Raw genomic sequence first — 22,919 nt, 5'->3', positions numbered from 1 at the left:
ACGGCGACCGCGCAGGAGGGCTGTGCACGTGGCTGACACCACCGGATTCCTGAAGTTCGAGCGGGAGCTGCCGCCGCGGCGGCCCGTGGAGCTGCGCATCCGTGACTGGAAGGACGTCTACACGGCCCGCCAGAACGGCGAGGACCCGCTGTTCCCGACGGCCGAGGTGCGCAAGCAGGCGGCGCGCTGCATGGACTGCGGCATCCCGTTCTGCCACCACGCGTGCCCGCTGGCCAACCTGATCCCGGAGTGGAACGACCTGGCCCGCCGCGACGACTGGCACGACGCCATCGAGCGGCTGCACGCGACCAACAACTTCCCGGAGTTCACCGGGAAGCTGTGCCCGGCGCCGTGCGAGGGCTCCTGCGTGCTCAACCTGCAGGAGTCGCCGGTCGCCATCAAGCAGATCGAGTGGGAGATCATCGACCGGGCCTGGGACGAGGGCTGGGTCGAGCCGCAGTCGCCCGCCGAGCGCACCGGCAAGAAGGTCGCCGTCGTCGGCTCCGGGCCGGCCGGGCTCGCCGCCGCCCAGCAGCTCACCCGGGCCGGGCACGAGGTCACCGTGTACGAGCGGGCCGACCGCATCGGCGGGCTGCTCCGCTACGGCATCCCCGAGTTCAAGATGGAGAAGGCCGTCCTCGACCGGCGGCTGGACCAGATGCGCGCCGAGGGCACCCGGTTCGTCACCGGTGTGGAGGTCGGCGGCCCCGGTGCCGACGACCTGTCCAGCGAGCAGCTGCGGGCCGAGTACGACGCCGTCGTCCTCGCCGGTGGCGCGACGGTCGGGCGCGACCTGCCCGCCCCGGGCCGGGAGCTGAACGGCATCCACCTGGCGATGGAGTACCTGCCGATGGGCAACCGCCAGGCGCTCGGCGAGCTCGACGACCCGCCGATCAACGCCGCCGGCAAGCGCGTGGTGATCATCGGTGGCGGTGACACCGGGGCCGACTGCCTCGGTACCGCGCACCGCCAGGGAGCGGCCTCGGTCACGCAGCTGGAGATCATGCCCGCGCCGCCGGACCGCCGGGACGCGGGCGCCAACCCCTGGCCCACCTACCCGATGATCATGCGGGTCTCCAGCGCCCACGAGGAGGGCGGGGAGCGGCTGTACTCGGTCAACACCGAGCGCTTCCTGGGTCATGAGGAGGGCCCCGCCCACGGCAACGTGCGGGCGCTGCTGCTGCACGAGGTGGAGCGGGTCGACGGCCGGTTCCAGAAGATCGAGGGCACCGAGCGCGAGCTGCCGGCCGACCTCGTCTTCCTCGCCATGGGCTTCACCGGCGCGCAGCGCACCGGCCTGCTCGACGCCCTCGGCGTGGAGATGGACCAGCGGGACAACGTCGTCCGCGACGCCGAGTTCATGTCGACCGTCCCCGGCGTCTTCGTGGCCGGTGACATGGGCCGCGGGCAGTCGCTCATCGTGTGGGCGATCGCCGAGGGCCGCGCCGCGGCCGCCGCCGCGGACACCTGGCTCACCGGCGCCTCGGCGCTGCCCCGCCCGGTGACCCCCACGGCCGTGGCCCTGCGGTAGCACCGCGCTCCTCCGGAGCGCTCTCCTCCCGGCCCCGCGACCACGACCCGGTCGCGGGGCCGGGGCGTGTGTGGGGAACCGCTCCCGGGCGCGATGCGGTCCGGAGGACTGCGGTGAACTAGCGTTCCCACCATGTCCCGCCGCGCCAAGATCGTCTGCACCCTGGGTCCGGCGACCAGCTCTCCGGAGCAGGTCATCGCCCTCGTCGAATCGGGCATGGACGTCGCCCGCCTGAACTTCAGCCACGGGGCGCACGACGACCACGCCGCGGCCTACCAGCGGGTGCGGGAGGCCTCCGACCGGACCGGCCACGCCGTCGCCGTCCTGGCCGACCTGCAGGGCCCCAAGATCCGGCTGGGCACCTTCTCCGAGGGCCCGGTCGAGTGGCCCACCGGCAGCCAGGTGATCATCACCGTCGACGACGTCCAGGGCACCGCCGAGCGGGTGTCCACGACCTACAAGGACCTCGCCAACGACGTCGCCGTCGGCGACCGGCTGCTGGTCGACGACGGCAAGCTGGCGCTCACCGTGCTGTCGGTCCACGGCCCCGACGTCACCTGCCTGGTCATCGAGGGCGGCCCGGTCTCGAACAACAAGGGCCTGTCGCTGCCCGGCGTCTCGGTGAGCGTGCCGGCGCTGTCGGACAAGGACGAGCTCGACCTGCGCTTCGCGCTGCGGCTGGGCGTGGACTTCATCGCGCTGTCCTTCGTCCGCTCCGGCTCCGACGCCGAGCTGGTGCGCGAGATCATGCGCCAGGAGGACGTCGAGGTCCCGGTCATCGCCAAGCTGGAGAAGCCCGAGGCGGTGGAGCGGCTGGACGAGATCGTCGAGGCGTTCGACGGGATCATGGTCGCCCGCGGCGACCTCGGCGTGGAGCTGCCGCTGGAGCAGGTGCCGCTGGTGCAGAAGCGCGCCATCCAGGCCGCGCGCGAGCGCAACAAGCCGGTCATCGTGGCCACCCAGATGCTCGAGTCGATGATCGTCAACTCGCGGCCCACCCGCGCCGAGGCCTCCGACGTCGCCAACGCCGTGCTCGACGGCGCCGACGCGGTGATGCTCTCCGGTGAGACGTCGGTCGGCGCGCACCCGATCGCCGCCGTCCGCACGATGGAGCGGATCATCGACGCGGTCGAGAGCGACCACGCCGCCGTGCCCGAGGTGGCCCGCCGCTCGCGGTCCCGCTCCGGGGCGATCGTGCGCGCGGCCAAGGACGTCGGCGAGGCGCTCGACGTCAAGGCGCTGGCCACCTTCACGCAGACCGGCGAGACCGCCCGGCGGCTCTCCTCGCTGCACCCGCGCCAGCCGCTGCTGGCCTTCACCGTCGACCCCGCCGTCCGCAGCCGGCTGGCGCTCACCTGGGGCGTGGAGACCTTCCTCGTGCCCGAGGTGTCGCACACCGACGACATGGTCGCCCAGGTGGACTTCTCGCTGCTGTCGATCGGCCGGCTCAAGGTCGGCGACCGGGTCGTGGTGGTGGCGGGCAGCCCGCCCAACACCGTCGGCTCGACCAACCTGATCCGCGTCCACGAGGTGGGAACCGACTCATGACCGCCAGCGACGGCACGACCCAGGCCGCGGCCCTCATGTCGGTGCTCGCCCTCGAGGAGCGCGAGCCCGACCTGTTCGTCGGCAAGACGCCCGACACGACGATGCAGCGCATCTTCGGCGGCCAGGTGGCCGGCCAGGCGCTCATGGCGGCGGCCCTGACGCTGCCCGAGGGCCGCTCGGTGCACTCGCTGCACTCGTACTTCCTCCGCCCGGGCGACCCGAACGAGGAGATCCGCTACGCCGTCGAGCGGATGCGCGACGGGCGCACGTTCAGCACCCGGCGGGTGGTCGCCTGGCAGCGCCGCGGCGAGAAGGACGCGGCGATCTTCGCGCTCACCGCCGACGCCTCCGCGGGGGAGGCCGCCTACGCCGAGCACGCGCTCCCGATGCCCGACGTCCCGGAGCCGGAGAGCCTGCCGACGTTCCTCGAGCTGCTGGCCAGCCGCGGCGAGGAAGGACGCGCGGCGATGAGCATCGGCCAGGCCGTGGAGCAGCGGATGCTCGAGCACCCCTTCCACCGCCCGCCCAAGACCTACCCCGACACCAAGTCCTGGGCCTGGATGCGGGTGGCCGGGCGACTGCCCGACGACCAGGCCGTGCACGCCGCTGCCCTGACCTTCGCCAGCGACCTGAGCCTGCTCGGTGCGGGCACCGCACGCATGGGCGGCGGCTGGGGCCGCACCGCGGGCTCGAGCCTGGACCACGCGGTCTGGTTCCACCAGCCCGTGCGCGCCGACGAGTGGTTCCTCTACGAGACCGACAGCCCGGCGGCGTCGCACGGCCGGGCGCTGTGCTTCGGCCAGATCTGGGCCCAGGACGGCACCCACATCGCGACGGTCACCCAGCAGGGCCTCATCCGCTCGCTCTGAGGCCGCCGCCCGCCCGCCGCCTACTCGGCGGCGGCGGGCTCCTGCGGGCGCTCGTCGGCGGGCCGCTCATCAGCCGGCTGCTCGGGCTCGCCGACCGGTGCCGCGGCCTGCTCGGCGTCGGCCCGCTCGCTCTCGGCCCGCTCGCTCTCGGCCCGCTCGCGCTCGGCCCGCTCGCGCTCGGCCCGCTCGCGCTCGGCCTGCCGGGCGGCGGCCTGCTCCGCGGCCTGGGCGGCGAAGTCGGCGGCCAGCCAGTCGTGGCCCTCGCGCAGCAGCGTCCACACCCGCTCGACGTGGGCGCGGGTGGTCGACGGGGCGCCGACGGCGATCCGGAGCACCGCCCGGCCGCCGACGGTGGTGTGGGTCAGGAACACCTCGCCGCCGTCGTTGAGCCGCTCGAGCAGGGTCATCGTGGCGACGTCGGCGTCGACGCCCGAGGGCCACCGCGGGGTCAGGCAGACCAGCGACAGCGGGTGCGGGGTGAGGACGTCGAAGCGCTCGTCGGCCTCGGCCCACCCGGCGAGCTCCTGGGCAAGGGCGACCGACCCGCGGATGTGCGCGCGCAGCCCCTCGGCGCCGTACCAGCGGAGCACGAACCACAGCTTGAGCGCGCGGAAGCGGCGGCCGAGCGGGACCTGCCAGTCGCGGTAGTCGACGACGGTGCCGGCGTCGGTGGCGGCGTTGCGCAGGTACTCGGGGAGGATCGCCAGCGCGCCGGTGAGGGCGGCCCGGTCGGCGACCCAGAACAGGGTGGCGTCGAAGCCGGTGAGCAGCCACTTGTGCGCGTCGGTGGTGTAGCTGTCGGCCCACTCGACGCCGTCCTGCAGGTGCCGCAGCTCCGGGACGACGGCGCTGACGCCGGCGTAGGCGGCGTCGACGTGCAGCCAGGCGCCGAACTTCTGGCAGACCGGGCCGATGGCGGCCAGCGGGTCGACGGCGGTGGTGGAGGTGGTGCCGACGGTCGCGCAGACCAGCACCGGGGTGTAGCCGCGGGCGACGTCGCGCTCCATGCGGGCGGCGAGCGCGCCGGGGTTCATCGCCAGGTCGCCGTCCACCTCGACGATGCGGACGGCGTCGCTGCCCAGGCCGGCGATGCGGACGGCCTTCTCCATGGAGGAGTGCGTCTCGGCGGAGACGTAGACGGTGGCCCGCTCGGGCTCGACGCCGCGGCGCACGGTGGCGCCGCCGCTGGCCCGGTGCAGGGCGGCCAGGAGGGCGACGAGGTTGGCCCCGGAGCTGGAGTCCTGGACGACGCCGCCGCCGGTGCCGGTGGAGCGGAAGGAGGCGGGCAGGCCGAGCAGCTCGGCGAACCAGTCCATGACGTGCTGCTCGAGCTCGGTGGCGGCCGGGCTGGTCACCCACGACATGCCCTGCACGCCTAGGCCGGCGGAGACCAGGTCGCCGAGGACCGAGGGCCCGGAGGTGTTGGCCGGGAAGTACCCGAAGAAGCCGGGGTGCTGCCAGTGGGTGAGCCCGGGCACGACGACGCGGTCGAGGTCGCCCAGGACGTCGGCGAACGGCTCGCCCCGCTCCGGCGGGGCCTCGGGCAGCGCGGCCCGCACGTCGCCGGGAGCGACCGTCGACCGCACGGGCAGCGACCCGACCCGCGACCAGTAGTCGGCGATCCAGTCCACGACCTCGTGGCCGTGCTGCCGGAACTGCTCAGGAGTCATGTGCGGCGCGGGCTCGGTCACGCTGAACACCCTAGGCGGGCCGGTGGGGCCGACCCCCGCTACCGCCGCAGCTGCGCGAGTACCGCACCGCACCGCGGTACCGAGCCCATCACCGCGGTACCGGGGGACCGCCGGAGGCGGTGTCGCGCCGAGCGGGGGCCCGGAGGGTCCCCGACGAACGGCAGGGAAGGGCTCCGAGCACAGGGGGAACGGCACGTGGCCGCGTTCGTCGTCCGCAGGACGACAAAGACAACCCAGTGCCCCCGGTGCGACTCGAACGCACACTGCGCGGGTTTTGAATCCGCTCCCTCTGCCGATTGGGGTACGGGGGCGCGCCGGCCGGGCCGGCAGCCGGGTCAGCGTAACCGGGGCGGTCAGGGGCCTGACGTCGCTAGGCTCAGCCCCGTGAGCAGCGCGCCGGCCAGGGTTCTCATCGCCGAGGACGAAGCACTCATCCGTCTCGACCTCAAGGAGATGCTCGAGGAGGAGGGGTACGAGGTCGTCGCCGAGGTGGGCGACGGCCAGCAGGCGGTGGACCGCGCGGCGGAGCTGGCACCGGACCTGGTGATCCTGGACATCCAGATGCCGGTGCTCGACGGGCTGTCGGCGGCGGAGCAGATCGCGGCGGCGCGGATCGCTCCCGTCATCGTGCTGACGGCGTTCAGCCAGCGGGAGCTGGTGGAGCGGGCCCGTGACGCCGGCGCGATGGCCTACCTGGTGAAGCCGTTCTCGAAGCACGACCTGGTGCCGGCGATCGAGGTGGCGCGGGGCAGGTTCGCGGAGATGGCGGCGCTGGACGGCGAGGTGCGCACGCTGGAGGAGCGGTTGGCGGCCCGGCAGGTTGTGGAGAAGGCCAAGGGTCTGCTGATGGCTGCGCGCGGCGTGACCGAGGCGGACGCGTTCCGCTGGCTGCAGCGCTCCGCCATGAACGAGCGGACGTCGATGCGGGTGCTCGCGGAGCGAATCCTGGCCGACGGCGTACCTCCTGAGGCCGGCGCCACCTGAGCGTCGGCGGCGCCGTCGATGTAGCGGCTCCAATGCGTCGGTGACCTGTCGATCGTCGGTATCGGAAACTGTCCGCCTACGAAGTTGCGGGACGGTCTCGGGGTGGCCCTCCGACCCCGCCGTGGCGCCCGTTCCGGCCCGGTCAGGGACGCGATCACGAGACGGTCACGAATCGTCGGGGGCCGCTCAAACTCGCGCGGGGAGCGCCCTACTGTTTGCCAGCCGCTCCCCACCGGGACGGCGATCGACCACCGGCGGAGCGAACAGCGATCCGCCGATCTGGCTCTGGAGGACATGTGCGTTTCTCGGTCAAGACGGGCGCGCCCCTGCTCGCCATGGCGCTGGCTCTCACCGCCTGCGGCACGTCGGGCGGCGACGACGAGGAGGCCTCGGGCAGCGGCGGCGAGGCCGGCACCTGCGAGGACGTCGCCATCGGTTACTTCGGGGCCCTGACCGGCTCCGCGGCGAACCTCGGCATCAACATCCGCAACGGTGTGCAGCTGGCCGTGGACCAGTTCAACGAGGAGAACGCCGACTGCCAGGTGGCGCTGGAGGAGTACGACTCCGCCGGTGACCCCAACCAGGCGACCGGTCTGGCCACGCAGGCCATCGGTGACGACTCGGTCATCGGCATCGTCGGCCCCGCCTTCTCGGGCGAGTCCGACACCGCCGGCCCGATCTTCTCCGAGGGCGGGCTGCCGACCATCTCCGCGTCGGCCACCAACCCCGACCTGTCGACCAACGGCTGGGACACCTTCCACCGCGTCCTCGGCAACGACGCCAGCCAGGGCCCGGCGGCGGCGAGCTACATCGCCGACGTGCTCAAGAGCGAGAAGGTGTTCGTCGTCGACGACGCCTCCGCTTACGGCGCCGGCCTGGCCGAGATCGTCGAGGAGAGCGCCGGTGACGCCGTCGTCGGCACCGACACGATCCAGACCGGTCAGACCGACTTCTCGGCGACCGTGACCGCCATCCGCAGCTCGGGTGCCGACTCGGTCTTCTTCGGCGGCTACTACGCCGAGGCCGGCCTGCTCGTCCAGCAGATGCGCGGCGCCGGTGTCGAGGCGACGTTCGTCGTCGCCGACGGCGTGAAGGACCCCGGCTTCATCGAGGCCGCCGGCGACGCCGCCGAGGGCACCATCATCACCTGCCCCTGCCTCCCCCCGGAGGAGAGCCAGGACTTCTACACCGCCTTCGAGGACGCTTTCGGCTCCGCGCCGGCGACCTACTCGGCCGAGGCCTACGACGCTGCCAACGTGATGCTCCAGGGCATCCTCGAGGGCAACACCGACCGCGAGTCGCTGCTCGAGTGGATCAACGACTACGAGGGCGAGGGCATCACCAAGTCGATCAAGTTCGACGAGAACGGTGAGCCGGAGAACATCTCGGTCTGGGCCTACAAGGTGGAGAACGGCGAGATCGTCGCCGACCAGGAGATCGAGACCGACTGATCTCCTCCTGACCCACCAGTGCGCGGCCGGGCCTCCTCCTTGAGGAGACCCGGCCGCGTCGCCACCTGCCTACCGGAGACCTCGTGTCATTCCTGATCGACAACTTCGTCGAGCTCACCGTCACCGGTCTCGTGCTCGGCGCCGTCTACGGCCTCGTCGCCCTCGGCTACACGCTGGTCTACGGCGTGCTCCAGCTGATCAACTTCGCCCACTCCGAAGTCTGGATGTTCGGCAGCTTCGCCGCGGTCTGGGTGACCGTGGCCCTGGGCGTCGCCCCGGGCAGCGCGCTGCCGATCGTCATCGGAGTCCTGCTGCTGGCCCTGCTGGCCGCCATGACCGTCAGCGGTGGTGTCGCGCTGCTCCTCGAGCGCGTGGCCTACCGCCGGCTCATCCGTCTCGACGCCCCGAAGCTCGTCGCGCTCATCAGCGCCATCGGCGCCAGCTTCGCCCTCGCCGAGCTCATGGGTCTGCGCGACCGCGTGGCCGGCTGGCTCGGGCTGCGCGACACGCTCGACCCGTACGTGCGCTCCGCGCGCGACAACACCCGCTTCCGGAACCCCCTCGAGACCGAGGGGGTGTTCTCCGTGGGCGGGTACACGGTCACCAACGTCGACATCATCATCATCGTCAGCGCCATCCTCATGATGGTGGCGCTGGACCAGTTCATCCGGCGCACCCGCACCGGTCGTGGCATCCGCGCGGTGGCCCAGGACTCCGAGGCCGCCGCGCTCATGGGCGTCAACCGCAACCGCGTCATCCGCGCGACGTTCCTCGTCGGCGGGATCATGGCCGGCGCGGCCGCGCTGCTCTACCTGATGCGCTTCGGCGTGACCCGCTGGAACGCCGGCTTCCTGCTCGGCGTGAAGGCGTTCACCGCCGCCGTCCTCGGGGGCATCGGCAACGTCCGCGGCGCTCTGCTGGGCGGCTTCGTGCTCGGCCTGGCCGAGAACTACGGGTCGGCGCTGATCGGATCCGAGTGGCGCGACGTCGTCGCGTTCCTGCTGCTGGTCGTCATCCTGCTGTTCCGCCCCACGGGGCTGCTCGGCGAGAGCCTGGGGAGGGCCCGCGCATGACTCAGGGAAAGGCTTCCCCCGACACCGAGCCGAGCGCAGCCCGCTCGGCCTGGGGCCCCCGGCTGGGCTGGGACCGCGGTGCGCTCGCCCGCCGGATCACCGCCCTGCCCGTGCCCGCGAAGTGGACGCTCATCGGCGCGTTCGTGGTGTTCCTCTACGCGCTGCCGCTGCTGGAGATCCCGATCCTCAGCACGCCGGACACCGACTTCGGCGCGGTGCTCTTCACGGTGGCCAGCTACGTGCTGGTCGCCCTGGGGCTCAACGTCGTCCTCGGTTACGCCGGTCTGCTGGACCTCGGGTACGTCGGGTTCTACGCGATCGGCGCCTACACGGTCGCCGTGTTCGGCTCGCTCCAGGCGCAGCTGTCCTGGTGGCTGCTGATCCCGATGGCGGTGGTCTTCACCACCATCTCCGGCGTCCTGCTGGGTGCGCCCACGCTGCGCGTCCGGGGCGACTACCTGGCGATCGTCACGCTGGGGTTCGGCGAGATCATCCGGCTCACCGCGCTCAACACCGACTGGCTGGGCGCGGCCAAGGGCATCACCGGCGTCCCGCGTCCGCCCAGCGTGGAGCTCTTCGAGATCCCGCACCTCCAGTGGGAGGGCGCGACGGCCGTCATCGACCTCGACGACACGACGACGTTCCTCGTGTTCGGCGTGGCCGACCAGGCGCCGTACTACTGGCTCGCGCTCACGGTGATCTTCATCGTCCTGGGTGCCGACCGGATGCTGCGGCTCTCCCGCGTCGGCCGGGCCTGGGAGGCGACCCGTGAGGACGAGGACGCCGCCGAGCTCATGGGCGTCCCGACGTTCCGGTTCAAGCTGCTGGCCTTCGCCTCGGGCGCGTTCATCGGTGGCCTCTCGGGCGCCCTGTTCGCCTCGCGGCAGGGGTTCATCAACCCCGAGTCCTTCCAGCTGCTGCTGAGCATCCTGTTCGTGGCCGCGGTGGTCGTCGGCGGTGCCGGCAACCGCTGGGGCGTCATCATGGGTGCGATCGTGGTGGCCTACCTGCCGGAGCGGTTCCGCGGCTTCGAGGAGTGGCGCCTGCTGGTCTTCGGCATGGCCCTGCTCATCCTGGCCAACTTCCGCCCGCAGGGGTTGATCCCACCGAGGCGCACCAGACGCGCCCAAGCCGTCGACGAACAGCTCGAGGCACTCGAGGAGGGGACCGATCGTGTCTGAGATCCCCGTGGCCGAGCAGCCCCGCGCCCGGGAGGGCGCGGCGCTGCTGTCGGTCGACGACGTCAGCATCCAGTTCGGCGGGCTCAAGGCGCTGGACCGCGTGAGCTTCGACGTGCAGCGAGGGCGAGATCCTCGGGCTCATCGGGCCCAACGGCGCCGGCAAGACGACCTGCTTCAACGTGATGACCGGCGTCTACCAGCCCACCTCCGGCGAGGTCCGCTTCGCCGGTCAGCCGCTGGGCCGGCGCAAGCGGTTCGCGATCACCCGCCTCGGCATCGCGCGCACGTTCCAGAACATCCGGCTGTTCGGCAACATGACGGCGCTGGAGAACGTGCTGGTGGGTGCCGACGCCCACCACCGCACGAACGTGGTCGACGCGCTGTTCCGCTCGCCGCGGCACCGCCGCGAGGAGCGCGAGGGCGAGCAGACCGCCCGCGACGTCATGCGCTTCCTCGGTCTCGAGCGGAAGGCCGACGAGCTGGCCCGCAACCTCTCCTACGGCGACCAGCGCCGGCTGGAGATCGCCCGGGCCATGGCGACCAAGCCCAAGCTGCTCTGCCTGGACGAGCCGGCCGCCGGGTTCAACCCGGCGGAGAAGGCCCAGCTCATGGACCTCATCCGGCGGATCCGCGACCGCGGCCTCACCGTGCTGCTCATCGAGCACGACATGAGCCTGGTCATGGGCGTGAGCGACCGGGTCGCCGTGCTGGAGTTCGGCCGCAAGATCGCCGAGGGCTCGCCGGCGGAGGTCCGGAACGACCCCGCGGTCATCGCCGCCTACCTCGGCACCGAGGTCGACGATCTCGACGACGAGGAGGCGAACCTCTGATGCTGCTCGAGGTCGAGGGGCTGTGCGTCAACTACGGGCGCATCGAGGCCATCCGGGACATCACGTTCTCCGTCGAGCAGGGGTCGGTGGTCACCCTCATCGGGGCCAACGGCGCGGGCAAGACGACGACGCTGAAGACGCTGTCCGGGCTGCGCAAGGTGCGTGCGGGCTCGGTGCGCTTCCAGGGTCGGGACGTCACGCACATGGCCTCGCACGAGCGGGTGCCGCTGGGCATCAGCCAGTCGCCCGAGGGGCGGCGGATCTTCCCGGGGATGTCCGTCGTGGAGAACCTGGACATGGGCGCCTACGCGCGCGCGGACCGGGCGAAGACGCGGTCGGCGGACCTGGAGCGGGTCTTCGGGCTGTTCCCGCGGCTGCTGGAGCGGCGGGACCAGGCGGCCGGCACGATGTCCGGCGGCGAGCAGCAGATGCTGGCGATCGGGCGGGCGCTCATGTCGCACCCGACGCTGCTGCTGCTGGACGAGCCCTCCATGGGGCTGGCGCCGAAGCTGATCCAGCAGATCTTCAGCATCATCAAGGAGATCCGCGAGCAGGGCACCACCATCCTGCTGGTCGAGCAGAACGCCGCGCAGGCGCTCAAGATCGCCGACAGCGCCTACATCCTGGAGACCGGTGAGATCGTGCGCACCGGCACCGGGCGAGAGCTGGCGGCCGACGACAGCGTGCGGGCGGCCTACCTCGGTGGTGACGTCTGACCGGCTGACCCGGCCGGCGGGGCCCGGACGTCCTCGGACGTCCGGGCCCCGCTGCGTTCGGCGGCGCCGGCCTGCCGGTGGCACCTGCGGGTCTGTGGTGCGCCGCCTGGTTGCTCACCGCCCGGTCGCTTTCCGCACCGCGCGTCCCGCCCGTCACACGGGGCGGCGCGCCGCCGTCACCCCGTGTGGGCGGGGCGGCACGCTGCGCTCAATTCGTCCAGGGAGGCAGCTGTGCCGGGAGTCGCATCGCGATCCAGGGTGGTCACGCGGGTCGCACGTCCCGAGGACCTGCCCGTCGTCCTGGACCTGGTCCGCCAGCACCGGTCCGAGGCGCACGCCGAGGAGGTGCTGACCGGCCACCCGCCGGTGCACGCCGCCGGCGCCGGCTTCCGCCGCCTGCTCGAGGACGGCGGGCACCAGGTGGTCCTGGCCGTCCTGCCGGGGGCCGACGGCTGCCCGGAGACCGGGGTCGCCGTGGGCCTGGCGGTGCTGGGCCTGGACCCGCTGTCGCTGGTGCTGGGCACCCCGCAGGTCACCGTGGACACCTTCGTCGTGCACCGCGACCACCGGCGCTCCGGCGTCGGTGCCGCCCTGCTCGCCGCCGCCGCCGGCTACGCGCGGGCCAACGGTGCGGCGCACGTCGTCGCCGCCGTGGCCCAGGAGGCCGACCGGCAGCGGTTCTTCGCGCGCATGGGCTTCGCTCCGCTCACCACCCGCCGGATCGCCTCGGTGCACACCCTCGGCCGGTCGCTGGCCGCCTGGCAGCGCCGCCGGCTCGGGATCCTGCCGCTGCCGCGGCGGGTGCCCGCCATGGCCCGGCGGCGCGGGGTGCCGCCGCTGCCCTCGGCACCTGCCGGCCGCTGACCGGCCGGCAGGCGACGGGCGTCAGGTGCGGTCGGCCAGGGTCATCGTGGTCAGCCGTGCGGTGGCCGTCTGCCGGCCTTCGTCGTCGGTGACCTGGATGAGGAACGTCGACAGCGTGCGGCCGCGGCGCACCGGGGTGCAGACCGCGGTCACCGTGCCCGAGGTCGCGGCGCGCAGGTAGCTGGCGTTCAGCTCCACGCCGACGACCTGCTTGCCCGGGCCCGCGCCGATCGCACCGGCCACCGAGCCGATCGTCTCGACCAGCGCGCAGGTGGCCCCGCCGTGCAGCAGGCCGAAGGGCTGCTCGTTGCCGGCCACCGGCATGGTCGCCACCAGCCGGTCGGGGGTGTAGTCGACGATCTCGATGCCCAGCTTGTCGTCCAGCGGGCTGAGCGCGTGGCCGGGCAGCCATTCGGGGGGAGGAGTGCTCACCCCGGCACCGTAGCCACCCCGTCCCGGGGTCGCCCGGCCCCGGGTGTCGGTGCCCGCACCTAGGATCGGAACCGATGTCCGCTCCGGTCTCCACCTCCGCGCCCGCCACCCCTGCCAGCACGGGCACGCGCCCCCGGCTGCTGCTCCTCGACGGTCACTCGCTGGCCTACCGCGCCTTCTTCGCGCTCCCGGTCGAGAACTTCTCCACCACGACCGGGCAGCCGACCAACGCGGTCTACGGCTTCACCTCGATGCTGATCAACATCCTGCGCGACGAGCAGCCCTCGCACCTGGCCGTGGCGTTCGACGTCGGCCGCAAGACCTTCCGCAGCGAGATCTTCGCCGAGTACAAGGCCAACCGGGCCGAGAGCCCGACCGACTTCCGCGGCCAGGTCAGCCTCGTGCAGGAGGTGCTCGGCGCGCTGCGCGTGCCGGTCATCACCGCCGAGGGCTACGAGGCCGACGACGTCATCGCCACGCTCACCGTGCAGGCGGTCGAGCAGGGGATGGACGTGCTCATCGCCACCGGCGACCGCGACGCGCTGCAGCTGGTCAACGAGCACGTCACCGTGCTCTACCCGCGCAAGGGCGTCTCGGACATGACCCGGTTCACCCCCGACGCGGTCGAGGAGAAGTACGGCCTCACCCCGACGCAGTACCCGGACTTCGCCGCGCTGCGCGGCGACCCGAGCGACAACCTGCCCAGCATCCCGAGCGTGGGGGAGAAGACCGCGGCCAAGTGGGTGCGCGAGTACGGCTCGCTGGACGCGCTGGTCGACCAGGTGGACACCGTCAAGGGCAAGGTCGGCGAGAAGCTGCGCGAGCACCTCTCCTCGGTGATGCAGAACCGCCGGCTCACCGAGCTCGACCGGTCGGTGCCCCTCGAGGTGGGCCCGCAGGACCTCGCCGTCCAGGCCTGGGACCGCAACGAGGTGCACACCCTCTTCGACAACCTGCAGTTCCGCGTGCTGCGCGAGCGGCTGTTCGCCACGCTCTCCAGCGCCGAGCCGGAGGTCGAGGGCGGCTTCGAGGTCGTCCTCGACGAGCTCTCGCGCGGCGAGCTGGCGGAGTGGCTGGACACCTACGCGCAGGGGCGCACCGGGGTGATCTTCCGCGGGAGCTGGGGCCGAGGCGTCGGCGAGCTCGCCGGCCTCGGGCTGGCCGGCAGCGACGACCACGCCACCTTCGTCGACCTGGGCCCCGGCCTCGAGGTCGCCGACGAGCAGGCGCTCGCCGCCTGGCTCGCCGACCCCGACCGGCCGAAGGTCGTGCACGAGGTCAAGGGCCCGCTGCTGGCGATCTGGTCGCGCGGGTGGGAGCTCGAGGGCGTGGTCAGCGACACCGCGCTGGCCGCCTACCTGGCGATGCCCGGCCAGCGGTCGTTCGACCTCGCGGACCTCGCCGTCCGGTACCTCCGGCGCGAGCTCAAGGACACCGCCGAGCCCGAGGGCCAGCTGACCCTCGACGGGCTCGGCCCGTCCGAGGACGACGTCGCCCGCGAGGCCGCGCACGCCGACGTGCTCAAGGCCGTCGCGGTCAACGACCTCTCCGACGCGCTGGAGACGGTGCTGGGGGAGAAGGGCGGCGACGCGCTGCTCGGCGGCATCGAGCTTCCGCTCACCCGCGTGCTGGCCGCCATGGAGTACCGCGGCATCGCCGTCGACCTGGACTTCCTGCGCGACCTGCAGCAGGAGTTCGCCGACGGCGTCGCCCAGGCGGCAGCGGAGTGCTACGCCGTGATCGGCCGCGAGGTGAACCTGGGCTCGCCGAAGCAGCTGCAGGCGGTGCTCTTCGACGAGCTCGGCCTGCCGAAGACGAAGAAGAACAAGACCGGGTACACGACCGACGCCGACGCGCTCACCTCGCTGCTGGCCTCGACCGGGCACCCGTTCCTCGAGCACCTGCTGCGGCACCGCGACGTGACCCGTTTGCGCACCGTCATCGACGGGCTCATCCCGATGGTCGACGACGCCTCGCGGATCCACACCACGTTCCAGCAGACGATCGCCGCCACCGGCCGGCTCTCCTCGACCGACCCCAACCTGCAGAACATCCCGATCCGCACCGCCGAGGGCCGCCGGATCCGGCAGGCGTTCGTCGTCGGGCAGGGCTACGAGTCGCTGATGACGGCGGACTACAGCCAGATCGAGATGCGCATCATGGCGCACCTCTCCGGCGACGAGGGCCTGATCGAGGCCTTCACGTCGGGGGAGGACCTGCACTCCTTCGTCGCCTCGCGGGCCTTCGACATCCCGATCAGCGAGGTCGACCCGGAGGATGCGCCGGCGGATCAAGGCGATGAGCTACGGGCTCGCGTACGGGCTGTCGGCCTACGGGCTGTCCGGGCAGCTGCGCATCTCCGTCGAGGAGGCGCGCGAGCAGATGAACGCCTACTTCGAGCGGTTCGGCGGCATCCGCGACTACCTCGACGGGGTCGTCGACGACGCCCGGCAGACCGGGTACACCGAGACGACGCTGGGCCGCCGCCGTTACCTCCCCGACCTCACCAGCGACAACGGCCAGCGCCGGCAGATGGCCGAGCGCATGGCGCTCAACGCCCCGATCCAGGGCTCGGCCGCCGACGTCATCAAGGTCGCCATGCTCAACGTGGAGAAGGCGATCGCGGCCGAGGGGCTGGAGTCGCGGATGCTGCTGCAGGTGCACGACGAACTCGTGCTCGAGGTGGCGCCGGGGGAGAAGGACGCCCTGGAGACGCTGGTCCGCCGCGAGATGGCCGGTGCCGCCGAGCTGTCGGTGCCGCTGGAGGTCTCGGTCGGGTTCGGTCGCACCTGGAACGACGCCGCGCACTGACCCCCGGGGCAACCCTGCAGCTGAGGTCGAGCGTGAGACCTGTCCTCAGCCGGTCCGCGCGGGGCTGATGCGCTGCCAGCCGTGGACGACGCGGCCGGTCGCCGCGTCGAAGCGGTACCAGCTGCCCTGTCCCGGCTGGTCGTACCGGCGGTCGACGGGGACGCCGAGCAGGTGGCACAGCAGCAGTGCACCCACCGCGCCGTGGGCGACGACGGCGACGTCGCCCACCGCGGCCGCGACCGCCCGCTCGACGGCGCGCACGAAGCGCCGCTGGGCGTCGACCGCCCGCTCCCACCCGCGCACGCTCTCCTCGGGCCGCGCGAAGAACGCGTCCGCCACCGCCTCGAACTCGGCGGGCGGGAGGTAGCCCGTCGCCGAGCGGTCGTTCTCGCCCAGCTCCGGGTCGACCTCCACCGCCAGGCCGGTCGCCTCGGCGAGCGCCCCGGCCGTCTCCAGCGCCTTCCGCTCCGCGCTGCTGACGACAGCGGTCAGCGTGGGCACCCACGGCTGCGCGACCAGGTGGGTCAGGCGGGCGCGACCGTCGGCGGACAGGCCCCACTCGGGAACCGGCACGCCGGGGTCGACGGCGACCTCGGCGTGGGTCACCACGTAGATCTGCACGTCGGCAGTCAACCGCGCGCCGGCTGCCGGCGGGCAGGTCCGGGCCGCGACCCGGTCGGTGTCCTCACGTCGGCGCGTCGCGGACGGACCGTCCGGCGCACCGGGTCACGCGGGCGTGCGGCAGACCAGGATCAGCGTGCCGGGCACCAGGGCGCCGCGCTCGGGGGACCACTGGCCCCAGGTCTGGGTGCGGCTCGGCGTCCACTCCGGCTCGACCAGGTCCTCGAGGACCAGGCCCGCGCCGACCACCGCCCGGACCCAGTCGCCGACCGTGCGGTGGTGCTCGACGTAGACCGTGCGGCCCGAGCCGTCGGTCTCCACGTAGGGCCGCCGGTCGAAGTAGGACGAGGTGACCTGGAGGTCCTCGGGGTCGGGGGAGTCGGGGAACGGCCAGCGCATCGGGTGGTTCACCGACGCCACGAAACGCCCGCCGGGCCGCAGCACCCGGGCGACCTCGGTCAGCACCGCGTGCGCGTCCGCGACGAACGGCAGCCCGCCGAACGCCGAGCAGGCCAGGTCCGCCGAACCGGTCGCCAGCGGCAGCGCCCCGGCGTCGGCCTGCAGCAGCGGGACGTCGAGGCCGGTGGCCCGGTTGAGCTCGGCGGCGCGGGCCAGCATGCCGGCGGAGAGGTCCAGCGCGACGACGGCGGCGCCCTCACGGGCCAGCCAACGGGCGCACGGCGCCGAGCCGCAGCCGATCTCGACCACCCGGCGGCCGGCGACGTCGCCCAGCAGGCGGGCGTCGGCCTCGCGCAGCCCCTCGGGGCACCAGAGGAAGTCCGCGTCGCCGAGGTCGGAGCCGTGCTCGGCCAGGTAGGCGGGGGCGGCGGCGTCCCACCAGCGCCTGTTGGCGCGGGCGGACTCGTCCTGGCCCGCGGGGCGCCGGGCCACGCCGCCGGCGGCGGGGTAGCCGTCGCCGCCGAGGGGCAGACCGCCGGCGGGCGGGGGAGGGGTGCTCATGACACGCCGATGGTGACACGCCGCCGGGGCGGCCGGACGGCGCGCACCCAGGTGGACCCGGGCCTCCCGACGTCCGTACCATGAGGAATGCGCCAGAGGTCTGTCGTGGTTTTCCCCACACGGAACGCCAGAGCCGGCTTCCCCCGCTGAACCACCCTCGTGGTCCCGAGGCCACGGGGTTCCCTGTCCCTACGCATAAACCGTCCGGAGCAACCAACCACATGACCTCCACTCAGGTCCGTCCTTCCAGCACCCCCCAGGTCGCCGTCAACGACATCGGCAGCGAAGAGGACTTCCTCGCCGCCATCGACGCCACGATCAAGTACTTCAACGATGGCGACATCGTCGAGGGCGTCATCGTCAAGGTCGACCGGGACGAGGTGCTGCTGGACATCGGCTACAAGACCGAGGGCGTCATCCCCTCGCGCGAGCTCTCCATCAAGCACGACGTCGACCCGAACGAGGTCGTCAAGGTCGGCGACGAGGTGGAAGCCCTTGTTCTCCAGAAGGAGGACAAGGAAGGCCGGCTGATCCTCTCCAAGAAGCGCGCTCAGTACGAGCGCGCCTGGGGCACGATCGAGGCCAAGAAGGAAGCCGACGAGGTCGTCACCGGCACCGTCATCGAGGTCGTCAAGGGCGGCCTCATCCTGGACATCGGTCTCCGCGGGTTCCTCCCGGCCTCGCTGGTCGAGATGCGCCGCGTCCGCGACCTCCAGCCCTACGTGGGCCGCGAGCTCGAGGCGAAGATCATCGAGCTCGACAAGAACCGCAACAATGTCGTGCTCTCCCGTCGCCAGTGGCTGGAGCAGACCCAGTCCGAGGTGCGCAGCGAGTTCCTCAACAAGCTCGCCAAGGGCCAGGTCCGCACGGGCGTCGTCTCCTCGATCGTCAACTTCGGTGCGTTCGTGGACCTCGGCGGCGTCGACGGTCTGGTGCACGTCTCCGAGCTGTCGTGGAAGCACATCGACCACCCGTCCGAGGTCGTCGAGGTGGGCCAGGAGGTCACCGTCGAGGTCCTCGACGTCGACTTGGACCGCGAGCGGGTCTCCCTGTCGCTGAAGGCGACGCAGGAGGACCCGTGGCGTCAGTTCGCCCGCACGCACCAGATCGGTCAGGTCGTCCCGGGCAAGGTCACCAAGCTGGTTCCCTTCGGTGCGTTCGTGCGCGTCGACGAGGGCATCGAGGGCCTGGTGCACATCTCCGAGCTGGCCGAGCGCCACGTGGAGATCCCGGAGCAGGTCGTGCAGGTCGGCGACGAGCTCCTGGTCAAGGTCATCGACATCGACCTGGACCGCCGCCGCATCTCGCTGTCCCTGAAGCAGGCCAACGAGGGCGTCGTCGGCGACGAGGAGCAGTTCGACCCGGCCGCCTACGGCATGTCGGCGTCCTACGACGAGCAGGGCAACTACATCTACCCGGAGGGCTTCGACCCCGAGACGGGCGAGTGGCTCGAGGGCTTCGACGAGGCCCGCGAGACCTGGGAGCGGCAGTACGCCGAGGCCCAGGCTCGCTTCGAGGCGCACCGCAAGCAGATCGCGGCGGCCAAGGAGGCCGACGCCGAGGCTGCGGCCGGTGGCAGCTACTCCAGCGACGACGCTGCTGGTCCGGACGCCCCGGCCAGCACCGGCGGCACGCTGGCCAGCGACGAGGCCCTGGCCGCGCTGCGGGCCAAGCTCGCCGGCGGCGAGTGAGCAGCTAGCCCGGCGCCGAGCGCCCGGCACTGAACGACGGAGGCCCAGGACCCACGCGGTCCTGGGCCTCCGGCGTTCTCCGGGGGAGGTCACGACCCCGAGGACCGGACTCCGAAGACGACAGGCTCCGGCGACGACGACAGGCCCCGTGGACGGTCGTCCACGGGGCCTGTCGGATGCCGGCGCCGTCCCAGATCCCCCTGGGGCGGCGGGCGCTGCTCGGCTGCGGGGCGCGTGCGCGCCCGGCCGTCAGAGGCTGAGGATGATGGCGAACGCGGTGCGCGGGCGGCCGCCGTTGCCGGCGAGGAAGGTCCAGGTGTGCCGGCCGGCGGGCGGGGTCTGCACCAGCCAGCGCAGGAAGGCGTTGCGCGGCCCGGGCTGGGGGCGCTGGAACGCCATGCGCTCGCGGACGGCGGGGATGTCCGCGCAGCTGACGCCGTTGGTGGCGCCCATCCGGTGCCGTCCGGCGCCCCGGGAGGCTGCGCGGGTGGACGGGGTGCCGGCGGTGGTCCGGTGACGGGACATGGGGGGGCCTGCCTCTCTTCGGCGGGGAAGATCGCCGAGGCCGAAGTTAGCCGTGTGACTGGTGGGACTCGTGCGACGCGCCGGTGGGTGCGCGGTCGTGTTACCTCTCCGTGACCTCCGACGGCGCCGGTCGCTACTCTGCGCACATGCTGCGGATCGGACTGACCGGTGGGATCGGCTCGGGGAAGAGCACGGTCTCGGCCCTGCTCGACGCCCGGGGCGCGGTGATCGTCGATGCCGACCGCATCGCCAGGGAGGTCGTCGAGCCGGGCACGCCCGGGTTGGCCGCGGTCGTCGAGGCGTTCGGGGACGGCGTGCTCGCCGCCGACGGCTCGTTGGACCGGCCGGCGCTGGCCGCCATCGTGTTCGCCGACCCCGCGGCGCGCGCCCGGCTGGACGCGATCGTCCACCCGCTGGTCCGCGACCGGGCGCTCGAGCTGACCGCTGCCGCGGCGCCGGACGCCGTCCTGGTCAACGACGTCCCGCTGCTCGTGGAGACCGGTCAGGCGAGCAGCTACGACCTGGTCCTGGTGGTGGAGGCCGACCTCGGGACCCGGCTGGCGCGGCTCGTGGAGCGCGGCATGACCGAGGAGGACGCGCGGGCGCGCATCGCCGCGCAGGCGACCGACGAGCAGCGCCGGGAGGTCGCCGACGTGGTGCTGGACAACAGCGGCACGCGCGAGGAGCTGGCCGCGCAGGTCGACCGGTTCTGGGGGGAGCGGGTCGAGCCGGCCCGTGGCTGATCCCGGGTCGCGGGCGCGGCGGCGCGAACGGGGCCGGCTCGAGGCCCTCGTCGGGGTCGACCTGCGGCCGGTGGCGGAGGGAGTCCTCTCCCGGCTGGTCGCGGCCGCTCTCGAGGGTGCCTCGGCCGACGAGGTGACCCCGCCGGTCACCCCCGGCCCTGGGTGGAGCCCGGAGCGGGTCGAGTGGCTGCGGGCGTTCCACCGGGACCGGCGGGCCGGGCTCGACGGGCCCGCCGGTGAGGTCACCTGGGCCGTCGTCGAGTTCGCCCCGGGGGAGGACCAGGACACCGGCCGCGTCCTCGGCTCCGTGCGGCTGCGCCGGACCGGCGAGCCCGGCGGGTTCGAGACCGGGATCTGGCTCGTGCGCGACGCCCGGGGGCGGGGGGTCGGCACGACGGCGGTGCGGCTGCTCCTGGAACGGGCCCGGGAGGCCGGTGCGGCGACGGTGCGGGCCGACACGACGACCGGCAACGCAGGCGCCGTCGCGCTGCTGCGGGCACTGGGGTTCAGCACGACCGTCCAGGGTGAGCGCGTCCGGGCGGAGCTGACGCTCGGCTGAGGTGGCCGGAGGGCCCCGGAACGGAAGAACCCCAGGCGCCCGGTGGGCTCCTGGGGTTCTCGTGGTGGGCGATACTGGGATCGAACCAGTGACCTCTTCCGTGTCAGGGAAGCGCGCTACCGCTGCGCCAATCGCCCGGCCCGGTCTCGCGACCGGTCCCTCCTCCGCGCTCGTGCTCCGCGGAGGAGAACGAGGTGGAGACGGGATTTGAACCCGTGTAGACGGCTTTGCAGGCCGTTGCCTCGCCTCTCGGCCACTCCACCGCACGCGGGCGCCGATCTCGCGATCAGCGCCCGAGGTTCCGAGCGGATGACGGGATTCGAACCCGCGACCCTCACCTTGGCAAGGTGATGCTCTACCACTGAGCCACATCCGCACTGCGTTGTTGCGAGGAGAACGTTACCTGACGGCCTTTCGGCGTCCAACGAGGGGGGGTCCCCCGCTGCGTCGCGCGCCGGCACTGCAGGAGCGTTCCCGCAGGTCAACGCCCCGTCGGGTCTGCTCCGCCGTTGGACAGCAGGACGTGCAGCTCGTCGTCGAGGCGCAGCAGCTCGCTCTCCGAACCCGACGGCACCAACGCCTCGGTCTGCCGCAGGAAGCTTGCGACGACGGCGCGGGACAGCTCGAACAGCGCCTCGCCCGAGGGGGCGCGCAGGTGCAGGAAGAGCACGTCGCTGGCCGCGTGCGCGGGCCAGACGCGGACGTCACCCTCGCCCGACGGGCGGTCGAGGCCCACCTGGAGCAGCTCGCGGCTGACCAGCCAGGCGATGCCCTCGTCGGTGTCGACGGTGCCGCTGTCGTCGCCGATGTCGCCGAAGGCGATGCGGACCGCGAACGGGTCCGCCGCGTCGTAGCAGAGGAGGGCCGGCACCTCGGTCCACGATTGCGGACCGATCAGCTGCAGCGTGACGGGGGACGTGTGACCGGGATTCCAGCGGCTGGCCATGTCAGGTCAACGACATCCCGCTCGGGGAGTGACGCAGCTCGTCACTCCAGTCACACCCGCCACACCGGCCACGCCTGTCGGTCATGCAAAGGTGTGTGTCCGCCGAGGACGGTTCGGAAACGGGTTTGGTGCAGTCGGGACGGAAGAGGTTGCGCGGGGGCCACTGCCCGCAAGGCCCCCGACGTAGGCTGCGGAGGTCGTCCGGGGGACCGATACCGGTACGACGCAGCCTTGACCTGGAAGGTGACCCGCTGAGCGGACAGGAGACCGTGGCCACGCCGGACCGGCACCCGAAGCGGGAGACCGGCACCGAGCGGCGCGCCCGGTACGACGCGGACGACACGGACAGCCTGCGCGAGCGGGTCGCCGACGCGCGCTGGCGCCGCCGGATCGCGGCGCGGCGCAGCACCAACCACGCCTACCGGGTCGGGGTCGGGGTCGTCGGTGGTGTCGTGGTGGCGTTCGGGCTGGTCACCATCCCGCTGCCCGGGCCGGGCTGGCTGACCGTCATCGCAGGCCTCTTCGTGCTGGCCACCGAGTTCACCTGGGCTGAGCGGCTGCTCGAGTTCACCCGCGAGCGGGTGGCCCGCTGGACCGCGTGGGTCGGGGCGCAGCCGGTGTGGGTGCGCGGCCTGCTGGGGCTCGCCACGGCCGCCTGCGTGTACGGCGCCCTGGTCGTCACGCTGCACGTCGTGGGCGTTCCCGGGTGGATGCCGGGGTGGGTGCCGCTCTGGCGCTGAGCGTCTGGCAGAATGGCACCGCGGTCGCGAGCGGCCGCGCCGGGCGATTGGCTCAGTGGTAGAGCGCTTCGTTCACACCGAAGAGGTCACTGGTTCGAACCCAGTATCGCCCACCGGCACGCAGGGCCAGGTCACCCCGGGAACGGGTGGACC

General features: G+C 72.8%; 21 protein-coding genes, 5 tRNA genes and 1 pseudogene. 17 read left to right on the top strand and 10 right to left on the bottom strand.

What is annotated here, in order from left to right; genetic code table 11:
• Positions 1–28: 28 nt before the first annotated feature.
• The 3 genes from JKP76_RS16180 to JKP76_RS16170 all read left to right on the top strand — a co-directional run bounded on the left by JKP76_RS16180 (position 29) and on the right by JKP76_RS16170 (position 3,948).
• Complete coding sequence (locus JKP76_RS16180; RefSeq protein WP_200491906.1) at positions 29–1,531, top strand: glutamate synthase subunit beta; 1,503 nt, start codon at positions 29–31, stop codon at positions 1,529–1,531.
• Between the two features lie 132 nt (positions 1,532–1,663).
• Positions 1,664–3,079, top strand: a complete 1,416-nt coding sequence (pyk, locus tag JKP76_RS16175; protein ID WP_200491905.1) for a pyruvate kinase — start codon at positions 1,664–1,666, stop codon at positions 3,077–3,079.
• Positions 3,076–3,948 (top strand): acyl-CoA thioesterase II, encoded by an 873-nt coding sequence (locus JKP76_RS16170; protein ID WP_200491904.1) that lies wholly within the window; start codon positions 3,076–3,078, stop codon positions 3,946–3,948. The genes pyk and JKP76_RS16170 overlap by 4 nt, the downstream gene beginning before the upstream one ends.
• Before the next feature lie 20 nt (positions 3,949–3,968).
• Here JKP76_RS16170 and JKP76_RS16165 read toward each other — a convergent pair whose 3' ends face one another.
• The gene (locus tag JKP76_RS16165) at positions 3,969–5,639 is read right to left on the bottom strand and encodes a pyridoxal-dependent decarboxylase (RefSeq protein WP_309229625.1); all 1,671 of its coding nucleotides are present in this window, start codon (positions 5,637–5,639) and stop codon (positions 3,969–3,971) included.
• A gap of 237 nt (positions 5,640–5,876) precedes the next feature.
• Positions 5,877–5,950 (bottom strand) — tRNA-Leu (locus JKP76_RS16160).
• A 73-nt stretch (positions 5,951–6,023) separates the two neighbouring features.
• On the opposite strand from JKP76_RS16160, the gene JKP76_RS23595 reads away from it, so the two are divergent.
• From JKP76_RS23595 to JKP76_RS21430, 7 genes are all read left to right on the top strand, one after another.
• The gene (locus JKP76_RS23595) at positions 6,024–6,623 is read left to right on the top strand and encodes an ANTAR domain-containing response regulator (RefSeq protein WP_200491903.1); all 600 of its coding nucleotides are present in this window, start codon (positions 6,024–6,026) and stop codon (positions 6,621–6,623) included.
• A gap of 296 nt (positions 6,624–6,919) precedes the next feature.
• Positions 6,920–8,074 carry a branched-chain amino acid ABC transporter substrate-binding protein gene (locus JKP76_RS16150; protein ID WP_200491902.1) on the top strand — a complete coding sequence of 385 codons (1,155 nt, stop codon included), beginning with the start codon at positions 6,920–6,922 and terminating at the stop codon, positions 8,072–8,074.
• An 83-nt stretch (positions 8,075–8,157) separates the two neighbouring features.
• On the top strand, positions 8,158–9,147 hold the full coding sequence (locus JKP76_RS16145; RefSeq protein WP_309229628.1) for a branched-chain amino acid ABC transporter permease: 990 nt from the start codon (positions 8,158–8,160) through the stop codon (positions 9,145–9,147).
• Positions 9,144–10,328: a branched-chain amino acid ABC transporter permease gene (locus JKP76_RS16140; protein ID WP_200491901.1), complete on the top strand. Its 1,185-nt coding sequence runs from the start codon at positions 9,144–9,146 to the stop codon at positions 10,326–10,328. The genes JKP76_RS16145 and JKP76_RS16140 overlap by 4 nt, the downstream gene beginning before the upstream one ends.
• Positions 10,329–10,456: 128 nt before the next feature.
• A complete protein-coding gene (locus JKP76_RS16135) occupies positions 10,457–11,158 on the top strand; it encodes an ABC transporter ATP-binding protein (RefSeq protein WP_309233069.1) in 702 nt (233 codons plus the stop codon).
• Positions 11,158–11,874 carry an ABC transporter ATP-binding protein gene (locus JKP76_RS16130; RefSeq protein ID WP_200491900.1) on the top strand — a complete coding sequence of 239 codons (717 nt, stop codon included), beginning with the start codon at positions 11,158–11,160 and terminating at the stop codon, positions 11,872–11,874. The genes JKP76_RS16135 and JKP76_RS16130 overlap by 1 nt, the downstream gene beginning before the upstream one ends.
• 258 nt (positions 11,875–12,132) lie before the next feature.
• Positions 12,133–12,738 (top strand): GNAT family N-acetyltransferase, encoded by a 606-nt coding sequence (locus JKP76_RS21430; RefSeq protein WP_200491899.1) that lies wholly within the window; start codon positions 12,133–12,135, stop codon positions 12,736–12,738.
• A gap of 21 nt (positions 12,739–12,759) precedes the next feature.
• On the opposite strand, the gene JKP76_RS16120 is transcribed toward JKP76_RS21430, so the two are convergent.
• Entirely contained in the window at positions 12,760–13,170 is a 411-nt protein-coding gene (locus JKP76_RS16120; protein ID WP_200491898.1) for a PaaI family thioesterase, read from the bottom strand.
• A 74-nt stretch (positions 13,171–13,244) separates the two neighbouring features.
• Here JKP76_RS16120 and polA point away from each other — a divergent pair.
• Together polA and JKP76_RS21425 are read left to right on the top strand one after the other, a co-directional pair.
• A pseudogene (gene polA, locus JKP76_RS16115) lies at positions 13,245–15,389 on the top strand (DNA polymerase I); the annotation flags it as partial.
• Between the two features lie 58 nt (positions 15,390–15,447).
• Positions 15,448–15,981 carry a DNA polymerase gene (locus JKP76_RS21425; protein ID WP_309233068.1) on the top strand — a complete coding sequence of 178 codons (534 nt, stop codon included), beginning with the start codon at positions 15,448–15,450 and terminating at the stop codon, positions 15,979–15,981.
• A 45-nt stretch (positions 15,982–16,026) separates the two neighbouring features.
• On the opposite strand, the gene JKP76_RS16110 is transcribed toward JKP76_RS21425, so the two are convergent.
• Both JKP76_RS16110 and JKP76_RS16105 read right to left on the bottom strand, forming a co-directional pair.
• Positions 16,027–16,602 (bottom strand): histidine phosphatase family protein, encoded by a 576-nt coding sequence (locus tag JKP76_RS16110; RefSeq protein WP_200491897.1) that lies wholly within the window; start codon positions 16,600–16,602, stop codon positions 16,027–16,029.
• Positions 16,603–16,707: 105 nt separating this feature from the next.
• Complete coding sequence (locus JKP76_RS16105; RefSeq protein ID WP_200491896.1) at positions 16,708–17,562, bottom strand: class I SAM-dependent methyltransferase; 855 nt, start codon at positions 17,560–17,562, stop codon at positions 16,708–16,710.
• Positions 17,563–17,783: 221 nt separating this feature from the next.
• Here JKP76_RS16105 and rpsA point away from each other — a divergent pair, with 221 nt between their 5' ends.
• Positions 17,784–19,253 (top strand): 30S ribosomal protein S1, encoded by a 1,470-nt coding sequence (gene rpsA, locus JKP76_RS16100; RefSeq protein ID WP_200491895.1) that lies wholly within the window; start codon positions 17,784–17,786, stop codon positions 19,251–19,253.
• A 249-nt stretch (positions 19,254–19,502) separates the two neighbouring features.
• Here the strand turns inward: rpsA and JKP76_RS16095 are convergent, their stop codons facing one another.
• Positions 19,503–19,706 (bottom strand): hypothetical protein, encoded by a 204-nt coding sequence (locus JKP76_RS16095; RefSeq protein WP_242471977.1) that lies wholly within the window; start codon positions 19,704–19,706, stop codon positions 19,503–19,505.
• Positions 19,707–19,924: 218 nt separating this feature from the next.
• Between JKP76_RS16095 and coaE the strand changes: the two genes are divergently transcribed.
• Complete coding sequence (gene coaE / locus JKP76_RS16090) at positions 19,925–20,521, top strand: dephospho-CoA kinase (protein WP_200491893.1); 597 nt, start codon at positions 19,925–19,927, stop codon at positions 20,519–20,521.
• Positions 20,514–21,080, top strand: coding sequence for a GNAT family N-acetyltransferase (locus JKP76_RS16085; RefSeq protein WP_309229631.1), 567 nt, complete (start codon positions 20,514–20,516; stop codon positions 21,078–21,080). Before coaE ends, JKP76_RS16085 begins: the two co-directional genes overlap by 8 nt.
• Positions 21,081–21,142: 62 nt before the next feature.
• Here the strand turns inward: JKP76_RS16085 and JKP76_RS16080 are convergent.
• The 4 genes from JKP76_RS16080 to JKP76_RS16065 form a co-directional block, all read right to left on the bottom strand.
• Positions 21,143–21,217: transfer RNA gene (locus JKP76_RS16080), tRNA-Val, on the bottom strand.
• Positions 21,218–21,272: 55 nt separating this feature from the next.
• A tRNA-Cys gene (locus tag JKP76_RS16075) sits at positions 21,273–21,343 on the bottom strand.
• Between the two features lie 41 nt (positions 21,344–21,384).
• Positions 21,385–21,456: transfer RNA gene (locus JKP76_RS16070), tRNA-Gly, on the bottom strand.
• Between the two features lie 105 nt (positions 21,457–21,561).
• Complete coding sequence (locus JKP76_RS16065) at positions 21,562–21,951, bottom strand: SsgA family sporulation/cell division regulator (protein WP_309233019.1); 390 nt, start codon at positions 21,949–21,951, stop codon at positions 21,562–21,564.
• Between the two features lie 344 nt (positions 21,952–22,295).
• Between JKP76_RS16065 and JKP76_RS21420 the strand changes: the two genes are divergently transcribed.
• Together JKP76_RS21420 and JKP76_RS16055 are read left to right on the top strand one after the other, a co-directional pair.
• Positions 22,296–22,766, top strand: a complete 471-nt coding sequence (locus JKP76_RS21420; RefSeq protein ID WP_309229632.1) for a TIGR02611 family protein — start codon at positions 22,296–22,298, stop codon at positions 22,764–22,766.
• Positions 22,767–22,807: 41 nt separating this feature from the next.
• Positions 22,808–22,879 (top strand) — tRNA-Val (locus JKP76_RS16055).
• Positions 22,880–22,919: the final 40 nt, after the last annotated feature.

This window comes from Blastococcus sp. TML/C7B (assembly GCF_016612845.1).
In the GTDB taxonomy this organism is placed as follows: Bacteria; Actinomycetota; Actinomycetes; order Mycobacteriales; family Geodermatophilaceae; genus Blastococcus.
This window is presented reverse-complemented; position numbering and strand designations above follow the sequence as displayed.

Bases quoted from the DNA above. Each gene is read 5' to 3' on its own strand.
- rpsA (WP_200491895.1), top strand. From the start codon at position 17,784: ATGACCTCCACTCAGGTCCGTCCTTCCAGCACCCCCCAGGTCGCCGTC.
- pyk (WP_200491905.1), top strand. From the start codon at position 1,664: ATGTCCCGCCGCGCCAAGATCGTCTGCACCCTGGGTCCGGCGACCAGC.
- JKP76_RS16140 (WP_200491901.1), top strand. From the start codon at position 9,144: ATGACTCAGGGAAAGGCTTCCCCCGACACCGAGCCGAGCGCAGCCCGC.
- JKP76_RS16095 (WP_242471977.1), bottom strand. From the start codon at position 19,706: ATGGGCGCCACCAACGGCGTCAGCTGCGCGGACATCCCCGCCGTCCGC.
- JKP76_RS16130 (WP_200491900.1), top strand. From the start codon at position 11,158: ATGCTGCTCGAGGTCGAGGGGCTGTGCGTCAACTACGGGCGCATCGAG.
- coaE (WP_200491893.1), top strand. From the start codon at position 19,925: ATGCTGCGGATCGGACTGACCGGTGGGATCGGCTCGGGGAAGAGCACG.
- JKP76_RS16105 (WP_200491896.1), bottom strand. From the start codon at position 17,562: ATGAGCACCCCTCCCCCGCCCGCCGGCGGTCTGCCCCTCGGCGGCGAC.
- JKP76_RS21425 (WP_309233068.1), top strand. From the start codon at position 15,448: ATGCGCCGGCGGATCAAGGCGATGAGCTACGGGCTCGCGTACGGGCTG.
- JKP76_RS16170 (WP_200491904.1), top strand. From the start codon at position 3,076: ATGACCGCCAGCGACGGCACGACCCAGGCCGCGGCCCTCATGTCGGTG.